We start from the raw sequence: 20,357 nt of genomic DNA, 5'->3' as shown, positions 1-20,357 counted from the left end.
CAACTTCTAAGCAGGCCAGGTAAAGAAAAAGGTGCTGCCCCGGCCCAAGTCAGAGTCGATCCAGATGCGACCTCCCTTGTCTTCCACTATTTTCTTTACGGTGGCCAGGCCAATACCGGATCCTTTGGTGCTGTTGGCATCGCGGAGCAGGCGCTCATACATGCCAAAGACTTTTTCGTGGTGCCGTGGCGCAATGCCAGGGCCATCGTCCCGTACCTGGAACGTATAGGTGTTTTCTTGTTTCGCTGCCTGCACCCAAAGATTTCCCTTGCCTGTGTGGTGGTACTTAAAGGCATTGGAGATGAGGTTAGCAAACACCTGTTGCAGGAGCACTTTCTCCGTCTGCAGGGTTGGTAAATCCGGGGCCAGGTGCACGTGGAAGCCCTGAGAGCCACTGTGGTTCTCCAGGATTCCCTGTAACAGTCTCTGTACGTTTACTTCCTCTTTCGGCAGGTCCTGTACCTGTGCGAAGGCATACTGTAGTAAACCCTCTATGATATCCTGCATGGCGTCTGTCCGCTCTTTAATCAATTGCAGGTTGTCACTCAGGCCCGAATAGTCCTGCGCTTCTAAGTCGTCCTGAAGCCACTCTGTGACGGAACTGATGTTCATCACGGGCTCTTTAAGGTCGTGCGAGACCATGTGCACAAACTGGTCTAACTTTTTATTTGCTTCTTTCAGCTGTTGCTTCTCCTTCTCTAGTTCCTGCTGCTTCAGGCGCAACTCAAAGTTTGCCACTACCTGCTTGGCAAGTACGCTCAAGGCGTACTTCTGCTCTTCTGTAAGTGTCTTAGGTACTGTATCAATTACGCACAGTGTACCTAGTTTATGCCCGTTAGAGGCAACGAGTTGGGAGCCTGCATAGAACCTGATGTTTGGAGAGCCTGTTACTAGCGGGTTATCCTGAAAACGCGTATCGGTCATGGCATCTTTTACCTCAAAGATCTCATCCTCCAGGATTGCATGCTGGCAGAAGGAGATAGAGCGGGGCGTTTCAGGTACGTCAACACCTGTCCTGGATTTAAACCATTGCCTGTCGTGGGTAATGAGGGTAATCAGTGAGATGGGCGTACCACAAATGAGGGAGGCAAGCGTGGTGAGCTCATCAAACTCCTGTTCAGTAGGGGTGTCTAGGATGTTATAGGCTGCTAAGGTCTTTAACCTCTCCTGTTCTTGTATGTCGCTTGGCTGCACTTTGTCCTCATTAACCATTTCTTAATTTCACCTCTTCTTTTAGCTACAAGCATATAGCAAGCTAGAATAGTACTACTTATAAGTAGAAACGCATGGGATGGTTGCATTAGTATATACGCCAAAGGGCAGGTAAAGGGGCAAACGTGGGCACAGGAGTTAGGAAAGGCCTTTGAAAAAAGTGACAACACAGACAGGAGCTATTCTTTATGCTTTATAAAAAGCAAAGGTCCCTGGAAATTCGTTTCCCAGGGACCTTTGTTACATGGAGCTCTTTGTTATACCAGGTCTACCCCCGTGTAGTTGAAAGGTGTAATGTTCTTTAGCTCCTGCTTTACCTCCTCATTCACCTCCAACGTATCGATAAAGCTGTGGATGCTTTGTTCGGTCATTTTCTCATTCTTGCGCGTCAGGGCCTTCAGAGCCTCATACGGCTGTGGGTACCCTTCACGGCGCAATACCGTCTGGATGCCTTCTGCCACCACGGCCCAGTTATCCTCCAGGTGCCGCTGCAAGGCCGCTTCGTTTAGTTCGAGCTTGCCGATTCCTCTTTCCAATGATTTTAAGGCCACCACAATGTGGGCCAGCGGTACGCCCACGTTGCGCAGCACAGTAGAGTCCGTCAGGTCGCGCTGCAGGCGCGATACCGGAAGCTTGGCCGAGAGGTGCTCCAGCACCGCATTGGCGATGCCCAAATTGCCTTCTGCGTTCTCAAAGTCAATGGGGTTCACCTTGTGGGGCATGGCGGAGGAGCCGACCTCGCCGGCTTTGATCTTCTGTTTAAAGTACCCCATGGAGATGTACTGCCACACATCGCGCGAAAAGTCCAGCAGAATGGTGTTCAGGCGTTTTAGGCCATCAAAGTAGGCTGCCAGGTTATCGTAGTGCTCAATCTGCGTGGTGTACTGGCTGCGTTGCAGGCCCAGGGCTTGCTGTACAAAGCGGTTACCGAAATCCGGCCAGTTAACTTGTGGGTATGCTACATGGTGGGCATTGAAGTTACCCGTAGCACCGCCGAATTTGGCTGAGAAGGGCACCAGGCCCACTTGCTGCAATTGTACCTCCAGGCGCTCCGCGAAAACCATAAACTCCTTGCCCAGGCGGGTAGGGGAGGCGGGTTGCCCATGCGTGTGGGCCAGCATCGGGATATCCTTCCAGGTCTTAGCCAGTTGTACGAGCATATTGTGTAGCTGCCGGTAAGCTGGTAGTAATACCTTACTGTTTGCCTGTAACAGAGACAGCGGTATAGCAGTGTTATTCACGTCCTGCGAGGTAAGGCCAAAGTGGATAAACTCCTTTGACTCGCTCAGGCCCAGGGCTTCAAATCTTTCTTTCAGGAAGTACTCTACCGCCTTCACGTCATGGTTCGTCACTTTCTCCGTCTCTTTGATTTCTAGGGCGTCTTCCTCGGAGAACTGTTCGTAAATGGCCCGCAGCTGTGGGAAAAGAGCCTTGTCTACCTGCTCTAGTTGCGGCAGGGGCAGCTCGCACAGGGCGATAAAGTATTCCACCTCTACCAGGACACGGTAGCGGATCAGGCCAAATTCAGAGAAATAACCGGCTAGCTCAGTGGTGTGGCGGCGGTAGCGGCCATCCACTGGCGATATAGCAGTAAGCGTTGTTAAGTTCATGGTGAGGGTGATTAAAGGGCAAAGATACAGAGGTTTGCCACAGGAAGCCAAAAGGGACAGCCAGTTTTACGACACAGCCGTCTAGAACAGGAATTTAGGTCACCTGATGAACTACAAGAGGTTGGTTTATAGTTGTTTGCTAACAAGAAGGGAGCAGAAGCCCTTTCGGGAGTTTGGCACCATGCTTGTATAAAAGTATACCCAAATAGGTATACTGCCGTAATAGGGGTGGTATGTCAAAAAAATTACTGACCCGTTTTGTGACGCTGGCTTTAGATATGTTTGCGTCACGTTTTTAGATACAAATCTTATTAGTTAATTCGCACCGGAATATTTTGGATAAGCGTTTGAGAAATAGAATCCTTGCCTGGTTTGGCGGCCTGATAGCTTTTTTCCTGCTACTTGTAGTGCTGCTTTATGTATTTAGGAGCAGGGTATTGGACTATACCATTGAGCGGGTGATCGCGAAGGTGGAAAATAAGTATCCGGTTGATTTTAGTATTGGCAGTGCGGAGTTCGTGGACTGGAATACCGTGCAACTGACGGATATTGCCCTGGTACCGCACGGGCTTGACACCTTATTTACCACCGGAAGTGTGCAGGCGAGGGTGAGCGTGGGTTCCATTTTCAGAGGGCGCATTCTGTTTCAGCGTCTGGAAGTGATCAATGGCTACCTGACTGCGGTGAAAAGGGACGATGTGACCAACTTCGGCTTTTTGTTTAAAGACGAAAACGAGGCGGCAGCAGAGCCCGTGGATACCACCGAGGGACGCAATTACGGAAAGCTACTGAACCGTGTCATCGAAACGGCCTTTGAAAACGTGCCGGACCAGGTGGATTTCAAAAATCTGAATGCCTCTTACGTTTCCAACAACCGGGAAATAGATGTGAAGATGCCCTACCTGCTGATGGACGACGGGCACATCGACACAGAACTTTCCATCCGTGCCGATTCTATTGTTAATAACATGCGGGTAACCGGCACCATTGACCCGGACAATTATAGAATAGCCACGAGCCTGTATGGCTTTGACGATAATGGCATTCAATTACCCTACATCAAGGAGAAACTGGATGGGGAGGTGGCTTTTGATACGCTGCACCTGAGCCTGGAGGATAAAGAGTTCAGGAATAACAAACTGACAGTGCGAGGCAGCGCCATGGTCGATGATCTCATCATAAACCACCCGAAGCTCGCGACAGAGGATATACATGTAACAGAAAGTGCTGTTGACTATGTTGTTACGCTTGGGCCGGATCTCTATGTTATAGACAGCCTCACAGAGGTGCGGGTAAATAAAGCAAAAGCTAACCTGTACGCCTCTTACCAGAACAAAGACGCTAAGATCATTGACCTGAAGGTGAAGACGGAGCAAGTGGCGGCAAACGACTTCTTCGAGTCGCTTCCACAAGGCCTGTTCGAGAACCTGGAGGGCATCAGGGCGCAGGGGCAGTTACAGTATGACCTGAATTTCCACGTGAACATGGACAGCCTGGAGCAGGTTGTGTTTAACTCGGACCTGGATGCCTCGGAAGACTTTAAGATACTGGAATGGGGCAATACGGATATAGAGAAGATCAACCGCTCCTTTAGCCATACCGTGTATGAGTACGGAGAGCCGGTGCGTACCTTCACTGTCGGGCCTTCCAACAACTTCTACAGCCCTATCCACGAGATATCCCCTTACCTGCGCAATGCCGTACTGACCGCCGAGGATGCTGGTTTCTACAGCCATTCTGGCTTTCATGAGGAAGCATTCCGGCAGGCCATCATCAAGAACCTGAAAGAGGGAGAGTTTGCCCGCGGGGGTAGTACGATTTCTATGCAGCTGGTCAAGAACGTGTTTCTTACCCGCAAAAAGACGATTGCCCGCAAGGTGGAAGAGGCCATTATTGTGTGGATGATCGAGAACCTGGACCTGGTATCGAAGAACCGTATGTTCGAGGTCTACCTCAACATCATTGAGTGGGGGCCGGACGTGTACGGTGCCAAGGATGCTTCCCGTTTCTATTTCGGAAAGCAGCCGTCTGAACTAAACCTGGCAGAAGCCATCTTCCTGACAAGTATTATCCCAAGCCCGAAGCGGTACCGTGCCTCTTTTGACAGCCAGGGAAACCTGCGTAGCCATAAGAGTGGGTACTACCGCCTGATTGGCGGGAACATGCGCCGGCGCGGCCTTATTTCGCAGGAGGAGTATGAAAACCTGTACCCGAACGTAACCCTCTACGGGCGTGCCCGTGATTTGATCGTCACTGATCCGGATACGGCAACTTATATAGAGGAGGATACCAGTCAGTACGAGATGGAAACTATAGATCTGCTAAACTTCTAAGTATTAGAAAGACATAGAAAAGACAAGGGGCCCTGTAAGATTTACTTGCAGGGCCCCTTGTCTTTCCTCGGAAGCAGAGATAATACTTAATTTGCATGATGGAAGATAAGCGGAATAGAGAACAAGAGCCAGCCCGGAAAGCTGTTGGGCTAGTGCCACGGATAGGAGCCCTGGCAGCACGCACCGGGCTCGACTGGTTCCTGTTGGCCCTGATCGGTATGATTGTGCTGGCCTATTTGTGGCCGCAGGGAGGGCTGGACTACAAGCCCCTTTCTTTAGGGGATATTGCCAGCTACGGTGTTTCTGTTATTTTCTTCTTTTACGGGCTGCGGCTGAGCCCCGAAAAGCTAAAGGCCGGGCTAAGTAGCTGGCGCCTGCACCTGGTGGTGCAGTTCAGCACTTTTATCCTCTTCCCGCTGCTCATATGGCCCCTGCATACTTTTTTTGAAGGTACACAGGAAGAGCTACTGTGGTTGGGCACCTTTTACCTGGCGGCATTGCCCTCAACGGTGTCTTCATCGGTTGTGATGGTTTCGATTGCCGGGGGCAATATTCCGGCAGCCATCTTTAATGCAAGCATCTCCAGCCTGCTCGGTATTTTTATAACGCCCCTCTGGATGGGGCTCTTTCTGACGGCCAGCAACGAGGGTTTTGATCTGGGGAGTATTATGGGGAAACTCATGGTGCAGGTGCTCCTGCCGGTCGTGTTAGGCATCCTGCTACACCGTTTCTGGGGCAGCTTTGCCGAGCGCCATAAACAAAAGCTGCGGCTTTTCGATCAAAGCATTATCCTGCTGATCGTTTACACTTCCTTCTGTGAGTCCTTTGCCCGGGAAATGTTCAGTGGCTTTAGTATTACCAGTGTTCTTGTACTGGGGGTAGCCATGATGGGGCTGTTTTTCCTGGTGTATGGGATCATCACCGGTGTTAGCAAGCTCTTAGGCTTTAAACAGGAGGACAGGATTACAGCGGTCTTTTGCGGCTCCAAGAAGTCCCTGGTGCACGGAACGGTTATGTCGAAAGTGCTTTTCCCGGATGCCAACATGGTCGGCATTATCCTGCTTCCCATTATGATGTATCATGCCCTGCAACTCTTAGCAGCCAGTATCATTGCGCAGGCAGCGGCGCGTAAAGCAAGGATTGCTGAAGAGTAACGCCTTGTAACTTTATAATGCAAATAGCAAAGCCCGTTGAGCTACCTTACTCAACGGGCTTTGCTGTGAATAAAATATTAGAACGGTTTGCTAGGCTACTTGCTTTTGGCCCTTCGGTTTCACTTCTTCTTCGCGTAGTAGCTTTTTATCTAGGATAAACGGGCCAAAGGGCAGGAGTGAGGCGATCACACCGGCTGCTACTTTAGCAACAGACCAGCGGTGCACCAGTGTTACCTGCAGCAAGGCCACCATATACAGTATAAACAGTACGCCATGCGCCCAGCCCACATATTTCACTACTTCCGGTATGCCTAGCATGTACTTTAGCGGCATGCCAATGCCTAGCAGAAGCAGGTAAGAGATTCCTTCGTAAATGCCAACCGTGCGGAGGCGGGAAATAGGAGTTTTCATGAGAGATAATTAAATGCTTTCTTGATGCTGTTATGCAACAGCACAAAGGTAGAAAACGTGCCTTTCCGGCCCCAACTAAATGGGACTTAATCTGCTACAAAGGCTTGCTGTTTACTTTACAGCTTCCTTCTTAACTGAAGCAGGCGTATTCATGACCTCGTTCTGCACGCCGATAGAGTGTTGGTGGATAGCATCTAGAATGGCTCTGATAAAACTCTCATCCACACCAATCTCATTCGCCAGTCTCAGCCTGTCTTCTACTACCTCGCTCCAGCGGCCTGCCTGAAAAATGTCCAGGGCGTTGGCGCGCTTGTACTCTCCGATCCGCTTCGATACATCGGAACGCAGGAACAACAGGTTGATCAGGTCGTGGTCCAGGCGGTCAATCAGGGTACGCAGATCCTGTAGTTGTTCTTTACTTGCCACATGCTCATGATCCAGGTCCAGGGCATCCAGCAATTTAGTAAGCCCCGCTGGCGTTACCTGCTGTGAGGCATCGCTCAGGGCCACATCCGGATTGATGTGCGACTCGATCATCAAACCATCCACGCCTAAGTGCAGGGCCTGCTGGCTCACAGTTTCCAACAGGTCACGACGACCGGCAATGTGGCTTGGGTCGCAGAACAGCGGAATGCCAGGGGCCAGGCTACGAATCTGCTGAATGGTCTCCCATTTCGGATGGTTGCGGTAAGGCTTATTGTTCGGCGTAGAGAAGCCCCTGTGTATTAAACCTAAGTCCGTAATGCCGGCCCGGTTCAGGCGCTCCAGGGCGCCTAACCACAACTGGATGTCCGGGTTCACCGGGTTTTTCACCAGTACTGGAATATCAACACCCTGTAGGGCATCGGCTACTTCCTGCACTGAGAAGGGGTTTACCGTCGTGCGGGCACCCACCCACAGAATATCAACGCCATACTCCAGTGCCTCTTCCACGTGTTTTGTGTTAGCGACCTCTACTGCAGTAGGCAAGCCTGTTTCCTGCTTTACAGTACGCAGCCACTCTAATCCAACTCTGCCCACCCCTTCGAACAAACCCGGACGTGTGCGTGGCTTCCAGATACCCGCTCTGAAAATATGCACCCGGTGGTCGTTGATCAGCCCGCGGGCTGTCTGAAGCATTTGTTCTTCACTCTCGGCGCTGCAAGGGCCGCTGATAAGTGTCGGTATTGAAGTGCTCTTCAATATTTTTGAATTGGAGGTTAGGTTTAAGTTATTTGAGCTCATGGCTAACGGTAAGTATAGTATGTTGTTTAATTCTTTGGATGGCTTCTTCTAGTTGGGGCGCTGATACACAAAGCGATACGCGCAAGTATCGTTCCCCCTGTGTGCCGAAAATTTTGCCGGGTGTGATAAAAACCCCTGCTTCGTAAAGGATCTCGTCCAGGTAAGCTTCCACGTCTGTGATCGCATCCGGTACCCGGGCCCAGACGAACATACCCACGCTGTGCGCCTGGTAATGGCACTCCAGCATATCCAGCAGTTGGTGCACGAGCACCTTGCGCCGGGCATACTCTTCGTTGCGGGCAGCGTGCCATTCACTGTCATTTTGCAGCGCCTCGATGGCCGCTTGCTGTACAGGCAGGAACATGCCGGAGTCCATGTTACTCTTCACTGCCAGGATGGTAGCGAGGTACTCGGTGTGGCCCAGCACCATGCCAACGCGCCAGCCCGCCATGTTATGCGACTTGCTCAGGGAGTTCAGTTCCAGGCAGCATTCCTTCGCACCTGCTACGTGAAGCAAACTCAGCGGCGACTGGTTCGGCAGTACCAGGCTGTAAGGGTTATCGTTGATGAGCAGAATCCGGTGCTTCCTGGCGAAGGCTACTAACCCTTCAAACAGTTCGGCTGTGGCCTCTGTGCCGGTAGGCATGTGCGGGTAGTTGATCCACATCAGCTTTACGCCTCCTTGCGCTATAAGCTGAAGCAACTCTTGCTCCTGTGGCTGCCAGCCGTTTGCTTCGTCTAGCGTATAGGCAAGGGGTTCGGCACCAGCCAGGCGGGCAGCGGAGGAATAAGCCGGGTAACCGGGGTTGGGCACCAACACCCTATCGCCCGGGTTCAGGAAGGCCATGGAAATGTGGGCAATGCCTTCCTTGGAACCCATCAACGGGAGTACTTCTGCCTCTGTCAGGGCTACCCCATAGGCCTGGCCATACCAGGTGGCAATAGCCTCGCGGAGCGATACAATGCCGTTGTAGGACTGGTACCCATGGCTCTGTGGTGCTTCTGCGCTGTTCGTGAGTGCCGCCACGGTTGCCGCAGAAGGCAGCTGATCGGGGTTGCCGATGCCCAGATTAATAATCTGCTTTCCTTTGGCGGCAAGTGCCCGTACCTCGGCCAGTTTCCTGGCGAAGTAGTACTCCTGCACGTTCTGCAAGCGGTCTGCTTTTGGTATAATCATGGTCTAATGCTGTAAAGCGTTTACCTTTTTCTTTGGGTTCGGATGCTCCGGATACTTTGTCTTCTGATAAAGTCCCAGGAGCCGCTGATACTCAACTAATGGTTCCAGTTTCGTAATGGTCTCCTGCAGGTTATGGCTGTTTTCTCCCTCCAGCTCGATCACCATGTAATGGGCATGGCTGCGGGCTGTGGCCGGGAGTGTCTGGATCAAGGCCACGTGTATATCGTGTATATGCAGTTGCATAAACACATCCGCCAAAGACCTTTCGTGCGACACTTGCAGGAGGAGGGTGGCTTTGTTGGCCGCCTTATTTTCCGGTGCTTGTTCCTGGCCCACTACCAGAAAGCGGGTGAAGTTATCGCGTCTGTCTTCGATATTCTCTGCCAGCATCTCGAGGCCGTACAGGGCGGCTGCCTGCTTACTGGCAATAGCGGCTACCCCTTTCAGGTTTTTCGCTCTTATCTCTTTTGCGCTGTCGGCCGTGTCGTGGCTCTCCTGTAGCTGTAGTTGCGGTTGCTGTGTCAGAAACTCCATGCACTGGTTCAGCGCCATGGGGTGCGTCACAACCTTTGTCAGGTCCTGCAGTTGCTGGCCGGGTAGCGCCATCAGGTTTTGCTCGATCGGTAGCCAGAGCTCTCCTGTCACGAACAGGTTGAACTGGTGTAGCAAATTATAGTTAGGCAATATACTGCCGGCGAGCGTGTTTTCAACGGCCATAACGCCCTGGTCGGCCTCGCCTTGCTGTAGTACTTCGCATAATTGTCTAAAGGACTGGCAGGGCACACTGTCTACGTCATACCCCGGGAAGTACTGCTGGGCGGCCACTTCGTGGAATGAGGCCGGTCCTCCCTGAATTGCTACTTTTAATTTTTGTACCATAGCGTACCATAAAGAAAAAGCCCCGCTGTAGGCGGGGCTTTCAGGTTTATACTTCGATGCACTTACACAACAGCATACCTCTGGAGCCCCGGCGGAGTACCAAAAAAGTAATAGCTAAAGTAAAATGTGTTGTGCTGAATCATTGTCTTATGTAAAGCTAATAACCAAACGTAAGGAAGAATTTCTGATATGTCAAGAAATAAGCTTAAAATTTTTCGCAATGCTAAAATAAGATGGCGCTGCTGCACGAGAAGAAGTATTTATCCGGGGCAGGCGAGACGTACTGTTTCCCTGCACCAGACAGACGTTTAGGCACGGAAGCGGTAGGTGTGGGCATAATGCTCCCGCACTACCTGGAACATGTTCTGCACGAAATCCTTGTCTACCCCTACCTCGTTGGCCTCCTTCATCAGGTTCTCAAACACATGCTCCCAGCTTACGCTTTCCGGGGCACCCTTTATGTTTGTCTTCTGATAAATTCCCAGTTTAGCAGAGACCTCGGTACGGCGTAATAGCAGCTCCAGCAAGGCGTCGTCCAGGCTGTCCATCTGCTGGCTCAGCTCGTCCAACTGCTTTACTAACTCATTCGTGCCTTCTAACTCAACTTTTGTCTCGATGGCGTTTACCAGCAAATCCAGCTCCTGCGGCATCAGCTGCTGCTGAGGGCTGCTCATTGCCCGGGCCGGGTTGTGATGGGACTCAAACAGCAAGCCGTCCACGCCTAAGTCCACGGCCTTCTGGCTCACCGGGTACAGCAGGCTTCTTCGGCCTGCAATATGGGCAGCATCGCAGAGGATAGGCAGCTCCGGGAAGAGTTCCTTCAGCTGTAGCATGTGGTCCCAGCGTGGGTGGTTGCGGTAGATGTACTGCTCATCGGCCGTGTAGCCCCTGTTAATCACCCCCAGGTCTGTGATCTCTGCCTGTTGCATCCGCTCGATGGCCCCGATCCACAGATGCAGGTCGGGGTATACCGGGTTGTTCAGCAACACAGACGTGTTTGTCCCTTTTAAAACGGCGGCAATTTCCTCCAGGGCAAAGGGGTTCACCGTTGCCCGGCCGCTGACGGTCAGGATGTCTACACTGTGTTTCAGGGCTTCTTCGGCATGCTGGGCATTGGCTATCTCGCAGGCGGTGTGCAAACCAGTTTCCTTTTTTACCATTTCAAGCCACTGTAGCCCCATGGTGCCCACGCCTTTAAAGCTGTTTGGGCGTGTGCGCGATTTCCAGATGCCCGCCCGGAAAACGGAGATCCCCTTCAGGTTCTTAAGCTGTTGGGCGGTCTTCAGCATCTGTTCCTCACTTTCGGCGCTACACGGTCCAGCAATAAGCACATGCTTGCCGTCTGTGCGGCGGAAGCTGGACTGTGGTGCTACATTGATGGTTGTTCTACTTGCTTTCATGGTTAATTCATTAAAATGCTAGTGTTCCTGGTTTTGCTAGATCTTTTGGTTTAACATAAGTGGTAAAAACAAAAAAGCCCCGCTGTTCGCGAGGCCCCTCTGGTTTCTTTATTTGCAAAATTCACGCAATATCCTACCACAGGAGCCTCGGGTAAAGGACCTTCTTGGAGTTTGTAAAAATATTCGCGAGAATTCTGGGCATGGTCTTGTTTATTTGTTCGTAAATTAAGTTTTAATTTATTAAAAAAGCAAACCTAAGGCAATAATTTTATCAATACTATAAGGCATTGCAGGGAGCCTGCTGTTATTGCGCTCCTTTATAAGGCTGGCTTACTTCTGTACAGGCGGCTGAGGAAGTTCGCTTTCTTTCTTCGGGAACAGTAGCGAGAGGATAACAGACACAGTCAGGATCACCCCTACCACACCCAGGGCATAGCGCATGTCAATTTCGATAACGTCACTCAGGAGCAGCTTGGCCCCAATAAACACCAGTATAAGCGACAAGCCATAATGCAGGTAGTGGAACAGCTGCATGATGCCGGCCAGCGCAAAGTACAGGGCCCGCAGCCCCAGCAGGGCAAACACGTTGGATGTGTATACAATGAAGGGGTCTTTCGAGATGGCCAAAATGGCAGGGATAGAGTCCGCAGCGAAAACCACATCTGTGCTCTCCACCATGATCAGTACCAGGAACAGGGGAGTAGCGTACAGCTTGCCATTCTGTTTGGTGAAGAACTTGCCTCCCTCGGGTGTTTTGGTGATGCGCATGTGGCGGCTGACCCATTTCACCAGCGGGTTGTTTTCAGGGTGCACTTCCTCATCGCTGTGCGAAAATGCCATTTTGATCCCCGTGTACACCAGGAACAGCCCCAGAATGTAGATGATGAAGTGGAACTTGGCAATAAGGGCCACCCCGACGAGTATAAAAATGCCGCGTAGCACCAGTGCCCCAATAATGCCCCAGAAGAGGATCTTGTGCTGAAACTTGAGGGGCACCTTAAAGTAGCTGAAGATCATGATGAACACGAACAGGTTATCCACGCTCAGTGACTTTTCAATCAGGTAGCCTGTCAGGAATTCCAGGGCAGGGCCAGGGCCTTGCCAGTAGTAGATCAGAGCGTTAAAGGCCAGGGAAAGGACGATCCAGAAGAGGCTCCAGAGCAGGGCCTCCTTTATCTTTACCTCATGCTCCTTCCTGTGAAACACAAACAAATCCAGCCCCAGCAGCAGGAGTACAAAGGCGTTAAAAATAATCCAGAAGAGAATACTATCCATATAAGAATGCGCTTGGCGCAGTGCGGTGAATAATGCGCCGCAAATGTAATCGGAAAAGATTACAGTTGGTGCTCACAGTACCTTTAGGCGGACGCTTATTTTTTTGGAAAAGGGCTGTCAGCAGAAAGGCTGTGCCGAGGGGGCAAGGCGTAGCCGCTTGCTTTCGCTTAGCTGAAAGAAAAAAGGTTAATACCTGTCGAAGTGGCGAAAATAGCTGGATACTTTCATCTGAAGTACGCCCAGCACTGCCTCTTTAAAAATACCGGATGACATTTTCGACACGCCTTTGGTGCGGTCTGTGAAAATGATAGGCACTTCCTTTATTTTGAAGCCATATTTGTAAGCCAGGAACTTCATCTCGATCTGGAAGGCATAGCCGACAAACCGGATTTTGTTCAGCTGTATCGTTTCGAGCACTTTCCGGCGGTAACATTTAAAACCTGCCGTGGTATCGGCGATAGGCATGCCCGTGACCACGCGCACATAGGAGCTGGCGAAGTAAGACATCAGCACCCGGCTCATAGGCCAGTTTACCACGTTTACTCCCTGTATGTAGCGGCTGCCAATGGCAACATCATACCCCTCAATGGCGCAGGCCTCGTACAACCGCACCAGGTCCTGGGGGTTGTGCGAGAAATCGGCGTCCATTTCAAATATATACTCGTAACCATGCTTCAGGGCATACTTAAAGCCGTGAATGTAGGCGGTGCCGAGGCCAAGCTTGCCTTGGCGAGATTCCAGGTGCAACCTACCGGTGTAAACTTGCTGCAAGGCCCTGACAATGTCTGCAGTGCCGTCTGGTGATCCGTCATCCACGATTAAAAGGTCAAAGGGGTGACTAAGAGAAAGCACCTTCTTGACCATTGCCTCAATGTTCTCTCGCTCGTTATATGTTGGGATGATCACCAACGAATCTTTCATGCTTCAAATATAGTTGTTCAGCTATTCAGGACCTGAGGACGCTTTAAAATAATTTTGTAGGCCAGTTCTTTGGCATAGTGAATACAGGTGGGTACTGATACCCCCGAATGCCAGTTAGCGGCGACAAAAAGGCCCTCCTGTTCCAGGCTCTTCGCAATTTCATGGGCATCCTCAATATACAGGTCATACTGCGGCAGGGAATGCTCCCAGAGGTGTACATATTGGAAAATTGGCTTGTCGGCGGAGATCATGTGGAGGGCTTTCAGCTCTTTATGCACCTGCTCCTGTAGCAGGGGCGGGGCAGTAAGGGCATGTTGCGCACATTGGCTACCGCCAATAAAAGAGGTAAAGAGCACCTCGTGGGGGCGGCAGCGCCCCTCAAAGATGGAACTGCTCCAGACAGCACCGCAGGCGAAAGGATGCTCTACCTGCGGGTGCATGGCACCTAACCCGTGCAAGGGGTGAGCCACCTCCTTTTTGTAGTAAACAGAATGCACCACCGCGAGGGGCGGGTACTGTATGTTTTGTAAGGCCGCCGCCATGCCCGGGAAAGTAAAATGCAGTAAGTCCGCCGCTTGGTGGGCAGGTAGCGCCAATACTAACAGGTCATACTCTTCGGTGTCGTAGTCGCCAGAGGAGGTGCAGGAAACAACATACTTGCCTTGGTTCCGGGTGATCATCTCCACGCGATGCTCTGTATGGAGCGACACCAGCTTGCCGGCGATAGCCTTGGGCAGCGTGCTCATGCCGTTTACAAAGGAAAAGGCTTTTGCCCGTGACACACTCCCCGGGTGCCGTGCCAGTCCCTTCAGGACAGAGCCGTGTTTCAGTTCCAGCTCTTTGAGTTTCGGCAGCGCCTTTTTCACCAGCAGCTTTTCAGGGTCTCCGGCAAAGAGACCTGTCATGTAGGGGCTTACACCGTAGTCGATAACGCCTTTGCCAAAGCGCCGCTCAAAGAACTGGCTAACCGTTTCGTAGGCAATATCAGCAGGTGGCACATCTCTTTCTTTCAGAATCCGGAACTTTGTTTTCCAGGAAAAGAAATTGTTGGCGAGCAGGGAAAAGGGAGTGTCCGGTAGTTTGTGGTAGTCCCCGTCCCGTAACACATACTTGTCTTCGTGGGCATGGGAGGCCTGCATTACCTGCGGGCCAAGCTTCAGCTCCTTTATCAGATCATCCAGTTCAGGGGACGGCTGCAGAAAATTAGGGCCCAGCTCTAGCAGGTAATCCTGTACGCGGACAGTCTGGATATTACCGCCCACGCGGGGACTTGCCTCGAAGAGGTCATAGGCAATGCCCAGCTTTTGTAAGTAATAGGCCAAGGCCAGCCCCGAAATACCTGCTCCTATAATCGCTACTCTCATCGCTATGCTCCTCTGTCGCCCCCGCTACTGTTTATTTACGGAGCCGGGGGCGTTTAAAGGTGTTGTTTTCACCTAAGCAAAACGCATAAATTTTTAATTTAGCGCCCAAAGCCAAAGCCATGCAAAAGCAAAAGTGCGTTTTTCTGGACCGCGACGGGGTATTGAACCGTGAGCGCGGCGACTATACCTTTCGTTTAGAGGACTTTGAGGTGCTGCCCAAGGTGCCGGAGGCGCTGGCTCTGCTAAAGCAAAAGGGCTTCCTGCTGATCGTAATCACGAACCAGGCCGGGGTAGCCAAGGGCCTATACCAAAGAACCGATGTATTGGCCTGCCATCAGAAACTGCAGGATGCCTGCGGGAGCCTGATCGATGCCATTTATTACGCGCCCGGGCACCCCAGTTCTTCCGAGTCTCTCTCCCGAAAGCCGGACAGCCTGATGCTGGAGAGGGCAATAGCAAGGTATAACATCGACCCCGGTGCCTCCTGGATGGTGGGAGACTCTATGCGCGACTTAGAGGCTGCCGCTAAAGTAGGGGTAAAGGGTATTCTGGTGGGGGAGAAGTACGGGGCAGGAGCGCACAGTGTACAGGTAAAAGATTTGCGGGAGGCTACTGAAAAGATCATACAGGAAACAAAAAAGCCGGCGTAGGGCCGGCTTTTTATATGTGTAGGTGCTCTGTCCTGTTCCTGTAGAATTAGCTCTTCGCCAGATCAACTGTCTCATCAGCTACGGCTGCGGCTGTTACTTTTGCTTTTACCGGGGCCTCAACGTTTGCATAGTTGTAAGCAGGGCAATACGTCTTGCAGGACGCCATGCCAAGCGCCAGGATAAATGTGCCCATCAAAATTACCTTCTTCATAACAGTATCTTTTTTGGAGGATTTCAGAATTAAAAATAGTCTTATTACTTGAAAAGTAAAAGATCGTTGTTTAAAATTTAAATTAAACCGTTTTACACTTCATAACCTAACGTTCGAAGCATCGATTCTGGTGTCTGCTCCGGTGCGAACTGCCACGTCTTCAGGTCACCGTTCTCATCCTTGTCAATCAGGATGTGTTGCGGCGACGGAATGAGGCAATGCTTGATGCCGCCGTAACCGCTTAGCTGCTCCTGGTAAGCCCCTGTATGGAAGAAGCCAATGTACAGCGGCTCATTCTTCGGGATCTTCGGCAGGAACACCTGGAAGGAGTGCATTTCCGAGTTATAGTAGTCCTGGCTGTCGCAGGTCATGCCGCCTATCTGTATCTTCCGGTATTCCTTATCCCAGTGGTTTACAGCTAACAGCGGCCAGCGCTGGTTCAGGGCCCAGGCATCCGGCAGGTTCGTGATGAAGGAACCGTCGATCATGTACCAGAGCTCCTTGTCGTTCTGCAGTTTTTCGTCCAGGATGGAGTAGATGTTAGCTGCGCTTTCGCCCACTGTAAAGATGCCGAACTCCGTAAAAATGTTCGGTTCCGGTACACCTTCTTCTTTACAGATACGCTGAACAGTACGCAGGATCTCCTCCGTCATGTACTGATAATCGTAGTCTGCCTGAATAGAGGTTTTGATCGGGAAGCCACCGCCGATATCGATCGTATCCAGCTCCGGGCACACTTTTTTCACCTCGGCGTATTTGTGCACAAAGCGGCTAAGTTCCGACCAGTAATAGGAGGTGTCCTTGATGCCGGTGTTAATAAAGTAGTGCAGCATCTTCAGCTCAAATCTTTCATCAGGCTTAATCTGCTGCTCGTACAGGTCTATCACGTCGTTGTAGCGTACTCCCAGGCGCGAGGTATAGAACTCAAACTTAGGCTCCTCGTCGGAAGCCAGGCGTATGCCTACCTTGGTCTTTACCTTAATGTGCTCTTTGTAGTAATCTATCTCGCCCAGGTGGTCGAGTATGGGCATGCAGTTAACAAAGCCCTCGTTCACAAACTCAGAGATCCACTGGCGGTAGCGCTCACGCTTAAAGCCATTGCAGATAATGAAAACGTTCTTGTCTATTTTGCCTTTCTTGTACAGCGCCTTTACGATCTGCATGTCGTAGCCCGATGACGTTTCGATGTGAATGTCATTTTTCAGTGCCTCCTCCATAACAAAGGAGAAATGCGAGGCCTTGGTGCAGTAGCAGTATGTATAAGTGCCCTGGTAGTCCAGCTTTTCCATGGCCTGCTTAAAAAAGCCCTTGGCGCGCTGAATTTGAGAACTGATCTTCGGTAAATATGTTAATTTAAGAGGAGTACCGTACTGCTTGATGATGTCCATCAGCGGAATACCGTTAAAGTACAGTTCGTTATTTTCGACGGTGAACTCCTCCGTAGGGAAATCGAATGTTTGGTGGATGAGATCTGTGTATTTATCCATTTATGGTGTTGGTATTAAGAAAACATGCAATATTGTTCGTTATTTACCATCTTTGCAAAAACTTTGTTCAGATTATAAGTGCCCTGCCTCGTTTTACTTAAAAGAGGCTAAAAAAACTTAGTAAAAGCACAGGGCCACAGCGCGATAACTACAATTAATACTACATGAAGAAAATTAAACTGATAGAAGTGAGGTCTGAGTTGGGAGCCGGTACACGCGGCGCCAGCATGGGTATTGAAGCCCTGAAAGTAGCCTGTTGGGATAAAGGGTCTGACTACTTTAAGCGCTTCAACTCTGTCAGCGTTCCGGACTTAAACTATACTTTGTTTGATCCGGATGTGTTTCCGAATGCCCACCGCATCGATAGCATCCTGACGGTGCAGAAGAACATTGCCAGAGCCGTAGAGCAGACCATCGACATGGATATGTTCCCCTTGGTACTGGCCGGGGATCATTCCAACGCACACGGTACCATAGCTGGCATAAAAGCCGCTTACCCGGACAAGACCTTGGGCGTGATCTGGATAGACGCGCACGCCGACATCCATTCCCCCTATACCTCACCATCGGGCAACGTGCACGGTATGCCGTTGGCGATGGCCCTGAATATTGATAACCTGGACCGCCAGATCAACGATCCGGCGCCGGAGACTGTTTTCTTCTGGAACTCCTTGAAAAAGCTGGGCTATGATGGCCCTAAGCTGAAACCGGAGCACCTGGTCTACATCGTGGTGCGCGATACCGAAGAACCCGAGGACTATTTTATCCAGAAAAACGGTATCAAGAACTTTACCTATGCCGAGTTTACTCAAAAAGGTGCAGAGAAAGTAGCGGAAGAGGCACTGGAGCGTCTGAAAGACTGTGATATCCTGTATGTGTCCTTCGACGTAGACAGCCTCGACTCTAAGTTCTCAAAAGGCACAGGCACTCCGGTAGAGGTAGGCCTGACGGTAGAGGAAGCTAAGCAGCTGAATTACTGCCTGCTCCAGGACCCGCGCGTGGTTTGCTACGAAATGACCGAGATCAACCCTACACTGGACAGCGAAAATACCATGGCGGAAAATGCCTTCGAGATACTGGAAACAGCCACAAACGCCATTTTGCACCGAGAATCTAAAAGTACAGAACCAAAAAGTACAGCCCTAATTTAATGCAACTTCAAAACGCCATTAGCCAAAGCATCAGCCAAGCCCTGCAGGCTGTGTTCGGAATAACTGTTGACGCCGCTCAGGTAGCCCTGCAACCTACCCGCAAAGAGTTTGCCGGTTCCTTTACCTTTGTTACCTTCCCGTATACCAAGCAGGTAGGCAAGGGACCGGAGCAGATCGGGCAGGCCCTGGGGGAGTACCTAAAGGAGCATGCGGAGGAAATCCGTGACTTTAACGTGGTGAAGGGCTTCCTGAACCTGGAGGTAGAGGAGCAGGTGTGGCTGCGCCTGTTTCGGAACCTGATGCAGGACCAAAGCTATGGACAGGGCGAACCAAGCGGCCGGAACGTGATGGTGGAGTACTCTTCGCCTAACACCAACAAGCCGCTGCACCTGGGGCACCTGCGGAATAACTTCCTGGGCTACTCAGTGGCAGAGATCCTGAAGGCCAATGGACATGAGGTGATGAAGGTGAACCTGGTAAATGACCGGGGCATCCATATCTGTAAGTCGATGCTGGCCTATGAGAAAATGGGCAACGGCGAAACGCCCGAGAGCAGCGGCATTAAAGGCGACCACCTGGTGGGTAAGTACTACGTGCTGTTCGACAAGGCCTACAAAGAGCAGGTAGACGAACTGGCGGGGCAGGGCATGGACAAAGAAGAGGCCAAGAAAAAGGCCCCGCTCATGCAGGAGGCACAGGAGATGCTGCTGAAGTGGGAGCAGGGCGACGAGCATGTTGTAAACCTCTGGAAGAAGATGAACGGCTGGGTGTACGCCGGCTTTGAGGAGACCTACCGCAACATCGGCGTTGACTTTGATAAGTATTACTACGAGTCTCAGACCTATACTTTAGGCAAGGCACGGGTAGAGGAAGGCCTGCAAAAGGAGGTGTTTTTCAAGAAAGACAATGGCTCGGTGTGGGTAGACCTGACCGAGGAAGGCCTGGACGAAAAGCTGTTATTGCGTGCTGACGGTACTTCGGTATACATTACCCAGGACTTGGGCACGGCTGAACTCAAGTATAACGATTTCCCCTATGACCAGTCGGTGTACGTGGTGGCCGATGAGCAGAACTACCACTTCCAGGTACTGAAAGCAACCCTGAAGAAGCTGGGCAAAGCCTACGCCGATGGTATTTACCACTTATCGTACGGCATGGTGGACCTGCCTTCCGGTAAAATGAAATCTCGTGAGGGTACCGTGGTGGATGCGGACGAGCTGGTGCAGGAGATGATTGACACGGCACGTCAGCAGACAGAAGAGTTGGGCAAGATTGAGGGCTTTACCCAGGAGGAGGCAGCGCAGTTGTACCATACGCTGGCAATGGGCGCCCTGAAGTACTTCCTGCTAAAAGTAGACCCTAAGAAGCGGATGCTGTTTAACCCGCAGGAGTCCATCGATTTCCGGGGCAATACAGGGCCGTTTATCCAATACACGCATGCCCGTATTTCGGCTATCCTGCGCAAGGCGGCAGAAATGGGACTAGCGGTAGACGTAACTTCTTTTGACCAGGTAGGAAACCTGCATGAAGCCGAGCAGGAGGTGATTACGCAACTGGTCAATTATCCGGCTGTCGTGAAAGAGGCGGGTAACCTGTATGCCCCTTCGGTTATCGCCAATTATGCCTACGAGCTGGCCAAAGCCTATAACCGTTTCTACCAGGAAATCTCTATCTTTAACGAGACGGACGAGCAGGCACGTAACTTCCGTATTGCCCTGTCGGCCATGGTGGCGCGTTTTGTGCGTGAAAGCATGAAGCTGCTGGGCATACAGGTGCCGGAGCGCATGTAAGACCTTGTCGAGGAATTTTTGCCAGTTTAAAACCAAAACGTCCACTAGCTGTTGTCAGCTTGTATTTTGTTTATCTTGTTCGTTGTAATTGTAACCAGCGGTATATGC

17 protein-coding genes are annotated in these 20,357 nt (G+C 51.2%); 5 read left to right on the top strand and 12 right to left on the bottom strand.

The annotated features are described in order from the left end of the window. Window positions 1-6: 6 nt before the first annotated feature. Together CHB92_RS26290 and purB are read right to left on the bottom strand one after the other, a co-directional pair. Complete coding sequence (locus CHB92_RS26290; RefSeq protein ID WP_089319054.1) at window positions 7-1,212, bottom strand: sensor histidine kinase; 1,206 nt, start codon at window positions 1,210-1,212, stop codon at window positions 7-9. 257 nt (window positions 1,213-1,469) lie between these two features. Then, window positions 1,470-2,822 (bottom strand): adenylosuccinate lyase, encoded by a 1,353-nt coding sequence (gene purB / locus CHB92_RS10020; RefSeq protein WP_089319053.1) that lies wholly within the window; start codon window positions 2,820-2,822, stop codon window positions 1,470-1,472. Between the two features lie 347 nt (window positions 2,823-3,169). On the opposite strand from purB, the gene CHB92_RS10015 reads away from it, so the two are divergent. Next, the gene (locus CHB92_RS10015; RefSeq protein ID WP_089319052.1) at window positions 3,170-5,155 is read left to right on the top strand and encodes a biosynthetic peptidoglycan transglycosylase; all 1,986 of its coding nucleotides are present in this window, start codon (window positions 3,170-3,172) and stop codon (window positions 5,153-5,155) included. Window positions 5,156-5,250: 95 nt separating this feature from the next. Continuing rightward, entirely contained in the window at window positions 5,251-6,309 is a 1,059-nt protein-coding gene (locus CHB92_RS10010; RefSeq protein ID WP_258178997.1) for a bile acid:sodium symporter family protein, read from the top strand. A gap of 90 nt (window positions 6,310-6,399) precedes the next feature. Here the strand turns inward: CHB92_RS10010 and CHB92_RS10005 are convergent, their stop codons facing one another. The 8 genes from CHB92_RS10005 to hemG all read right to left on the bottom strand — a co-directional run bounded on the left by CHB92_RS10005 (window position 6,400) and on the right by hemG (window position 14,960). Beyond that, complete coding sequence (locus CHB92_RS10005; protein ID WP_089319051.1) at window positions 6,400-6,720, bottom strand: DUF3817 domain-containing protein; 321 nt, start codon at window positions 6,718-6,720, stop codon at window positions 6,400-6,402. A 111-nt stretch (window positions 6,721-6,831) separates the two neighbouring features. After that, window positions 6,832-7,944, bottom strand: a complete 1,113-nt coding sequence (locus CHB92_RS10000; protein ID WP_089319050.1) for a chorismate mutase — start codon at window positions 7,942-7,944, stop codon at window positions 6,832-6,834. Beyond that, window positions 7,931-9,121: a pyridoxal phosphate-dependent aminotransferase gene (locus CHB92_RS09995; RefSeq protein ID WP_089319049.1), complete on the bottom strand. Its 1,191-nt coding sequence runs from the start codon at window positions 9,119-9,121 to the stop codon at window positions 7,931-7,933. The genes CHB92_RS10000 and CHB92_RS09995 overlap by 14 nt, the downstream gene beginning before the upstream one ends. A 3-nt stretch (window positions 9,122-9,124) precedes the next feature. After that, window positions 9,125-10,000 carry a prephenate dehydratase gene (locus CHB92_RS09990; RefSeq protein ID WP_089319048.1) on the bottom strand — a complete coding sequence of 292 codons (876 nt, stop codon included), beginning with the start codon at window positions 9,998-10,000 and terminating at the stop codon, window positions 9,125-9,127. A gap of 308 nt (window positions 10,001-10,308) precedes the next feature. Further along, a complete protein-coding gene (locus tag CHB92_RS09985) occupies window positions 10,309-11,400 on the bottom strand; it encodes a chorismate mutase (RefSeq protein WP_245842439.1) in 1,092 nt (363 codons plus the stop codon). 330 nt (window positions 11,401-11,730) lie between these two features. Beyond that, a complete protein-coding gene (locus CHB92_RS09980; protein WP_089319047.1) occupies window positions 11,731-12,675 on the bottom strand; it encodes a TerC family protein in 945 nt (314 codons plus the stop codon). A gap of 186 nt (window positions 12,676-12,861) precedes the next feature. Then, window positions 12,862-13,596 carry a polyprenol monophosphomannose synthase gene (locus tag CHB92_RS09975; RefSeq protein ID WP_089319046.1) on the bottom strand — a complete coding sequence of 245 codons (735 nt, stop codon included), beginning with the start codon at window positions 13,594-13,596 and terminating at the stop codon, window positions 12,862-12,864. Window positions 13,597-13,613: 17 nt separating this feature from the next. Continuing rightward, the gene (gene hemG / locus CHB92_RS09970) at window positions 13,614-14,960 is read right to left on the bottom strand and encodes a protoporphyrinogen oxidase (protein ID WP_089319045.1); all 1,347 of its coding nucleotides are present in this window, start codon (window positions 14,958-14,960) and stop codon (window positions 13,614-13,616) included. 119 nt (window positions 14,961-15,079) lie between these two features. Here hemG and CHB92_RS09965 point away from each other — a divergent pair, with 119 nt between their 5' ends. After that, window positions 15,080-15,610, top strand: coding sequence for a D-glycero-alpha-D-manno-heptose-1,7-bisphosphate 7-phosphatase (locus CHB92_RS09965; RefSeq protein ID WP_089319044.1), 531 nt, complete (start codon window positions 15,080-15,082; stop codon window positions 15,608-15,610). 46 nt (window positions 15,611-15,656) lie between these two features. Here the strand turns inward: CHB92_RS09965 and CHB92_RS25785 are convergent, their stop codons facing one another. Together CHB92_RS25785 and CHB92_RS09960 are read right to left on the bottom strand one after the other, a co-directional pair. Then, entirely contained in the window at window positions 15,657-15,821 is a 165-nt protein-coding gene (locus CHB92_RS25785) for a hypothetical protein (RefSeq protein ID WP_179223004.1), read from the bottom strand. Between the two features lie 92 nt (window positions 15,822-15,913). Further along, complete coding sequence (locus tag CHB92_RS09960) at window positions 15,914-17,308, bottom strand: type III PLP-dependent enzyme domain-containing protein (RefSeq protein WP_089319043.1); 1,395 nt, start codon at window positions 17,306-17,308, stop codon at window positions 15,914-15,916. A gap of 164 nt (window positions 17,309-17,472) precedes the next feature. Between CHB92_RS09960 and rocF the strand changes: the two genes are divergently transcribed. After that, on the top strand, window positions 17,473-18,459 hold the full coding sequence (gene rocF / locus CHB92_RS09955; RefSeq protein ID WP_089319042.1) for an arginase: 987 nt from the start codon (window positions 17,473-17,475) through the stop codon (window positions 18,457-18,459). Beyond that, window positions 18,459-20,249, top strand: a complete 1,791-nt coding sequence (argS, locus tag CHB92_RS09950) for an arginine--tRNA ligase (RefSeq protein ID WP_089319041.1) — start codon at window positions 18,459-18,461, stop codon at window positions 20,247-20,249. Before rocF ends, argS begins: the two co-directional genes overlap by 1 nt. The last annotated feature ends 108 nt before the right edge of the window (window positions 20,250-20,357 follow it).

Source organism: Pontibacter ummariensis (assembly GCF_900188175.1).
In the GTDB taxonomy this organism is placed as follows: Bacteria; Bacteroidota; Bacteroidia; order Cytophagales; family Hymenobacteraceae; genus Pontibacter; species Pontibacter ummariensis.
Note: the sequence above shows the minus strand (reverse complement) of the source record. Positions and strands in the feature narration are given on the sequence as shown.

Excerpts from the sequence above, each read along its gene's own strand:
- CHB92_RS26290 (WP_089319054.1), bottom strand. The coding sequence starts at position 1,212 with ATGGTTAATGAGGACAAAGTGCAGCCAAGCGACATACAAGAACAGGAG.
- purB (WP_089319053.1), bottom strand. The coding sequence starts at position 2,822 with ATGAACTTAACAACGCTTACTGCTATATCGCCAGTGGATGGCCGCTAC.
- CHB92_RS10010 (WP_258178997.1), top strand. The coding sequence starts at position 5,251 with ATGATGGAAGATAAGCGGAATAGAGAACAAGAGCCAGCCCGGAAAGCT.
- CHB92_RS10005 (WP_089319051.1), bottom strand. The coding sequence starts at position 6,720 with ATGAAAACTCCTATTTCCCGCCTCCGCACGGTTGGCATTTACGAAGGA.
- CHB92_RS10000 (WP_089319050.1), bottom strand. The coding sequence starts at position 7,944 with ATGAGCTCAAATAACTTAAACCTAACCTCCAATTCAAAAATATTGAAG.
- CHB92_RS09995 (WP_089319049.1), bottom strand. The coding sequence starts at position 9,121 with ATGATTATACCAAAAGCAGACCGCTTGCAGAACGTGCAGGAGTACTAC.
- CHB92_RS09990 (WP_089319048.1), bottom strand. The coding sequence starts at position 10,000 with ATGGTACAAAAATTAAAAGTAGCAATTCAGGGAGGACCGGCCTCATTC.
- CHB92_RS09985 (WP_245842439.1), bottom strand. The coding sequence starts at position 11,400 with ATGAAAGCAAGTAGAACAACCATCAATGTAGCACCACAGTCCAGCTTC.
- CHB92_RS09980 (WP_089319047.1), bottom strand. The coding sequence starts at position 12,675 with ATGGATAGTATTCTCTTCTGGATTATTTTTAACGCCTTTGTACTCCTG.
- CHB92_RS09975 (WP_089319046.1), bottom strand. The coding sequence starts at position 13,596 with ATGAAAGATTCGTTGGTGATCATCCCAACATATAACGAGCGAGAGAAC.
- hemG (WP_089319045.1), bottom strand. The coding sequence starts at position 14,960 with ATGAGAGTAGCGATTATAGGAGCAGGTATTTCGGGGCTGGCCTTGGCC.
- CHB92_RS09965 (WP_089319044.1), top strand. The coding sequence starts at position 15,080 with ATGCAAAAGCAAAAGTGCGTTTTTCTGGACCGCGACGGGGTATTGAAC.
- CHB92_RS25785 (WP_179223004.1), bottom strand. The coding sequence starts at position 15,821 with ATGAAGAAGGTAATTTTGATGGGCACATTTATCCTGGCGCTTGGCATG.
- CHB92_RS09960 (WP_089319043.1), bottom strand. The coding sequence starts at position 17,308 with ATGGATAAATACACAGATCTCATCCACCAAACATTCGATTTCCCTACG.
- rocF (WP_089319042.1), top strand. The coding sequence starts at position 17,473 with ATGAAGAAAATTAAACTGATAGAAGTGAGGTCTGAGTTGGGAGCCGGT.
- argS (WP_089319041.1), top strand. The coding sequence starts at position 18,459 with ATGCAACTTCAAAACGCCATTAGCCAAAGCATCAGCCAAGCCCTGCAG.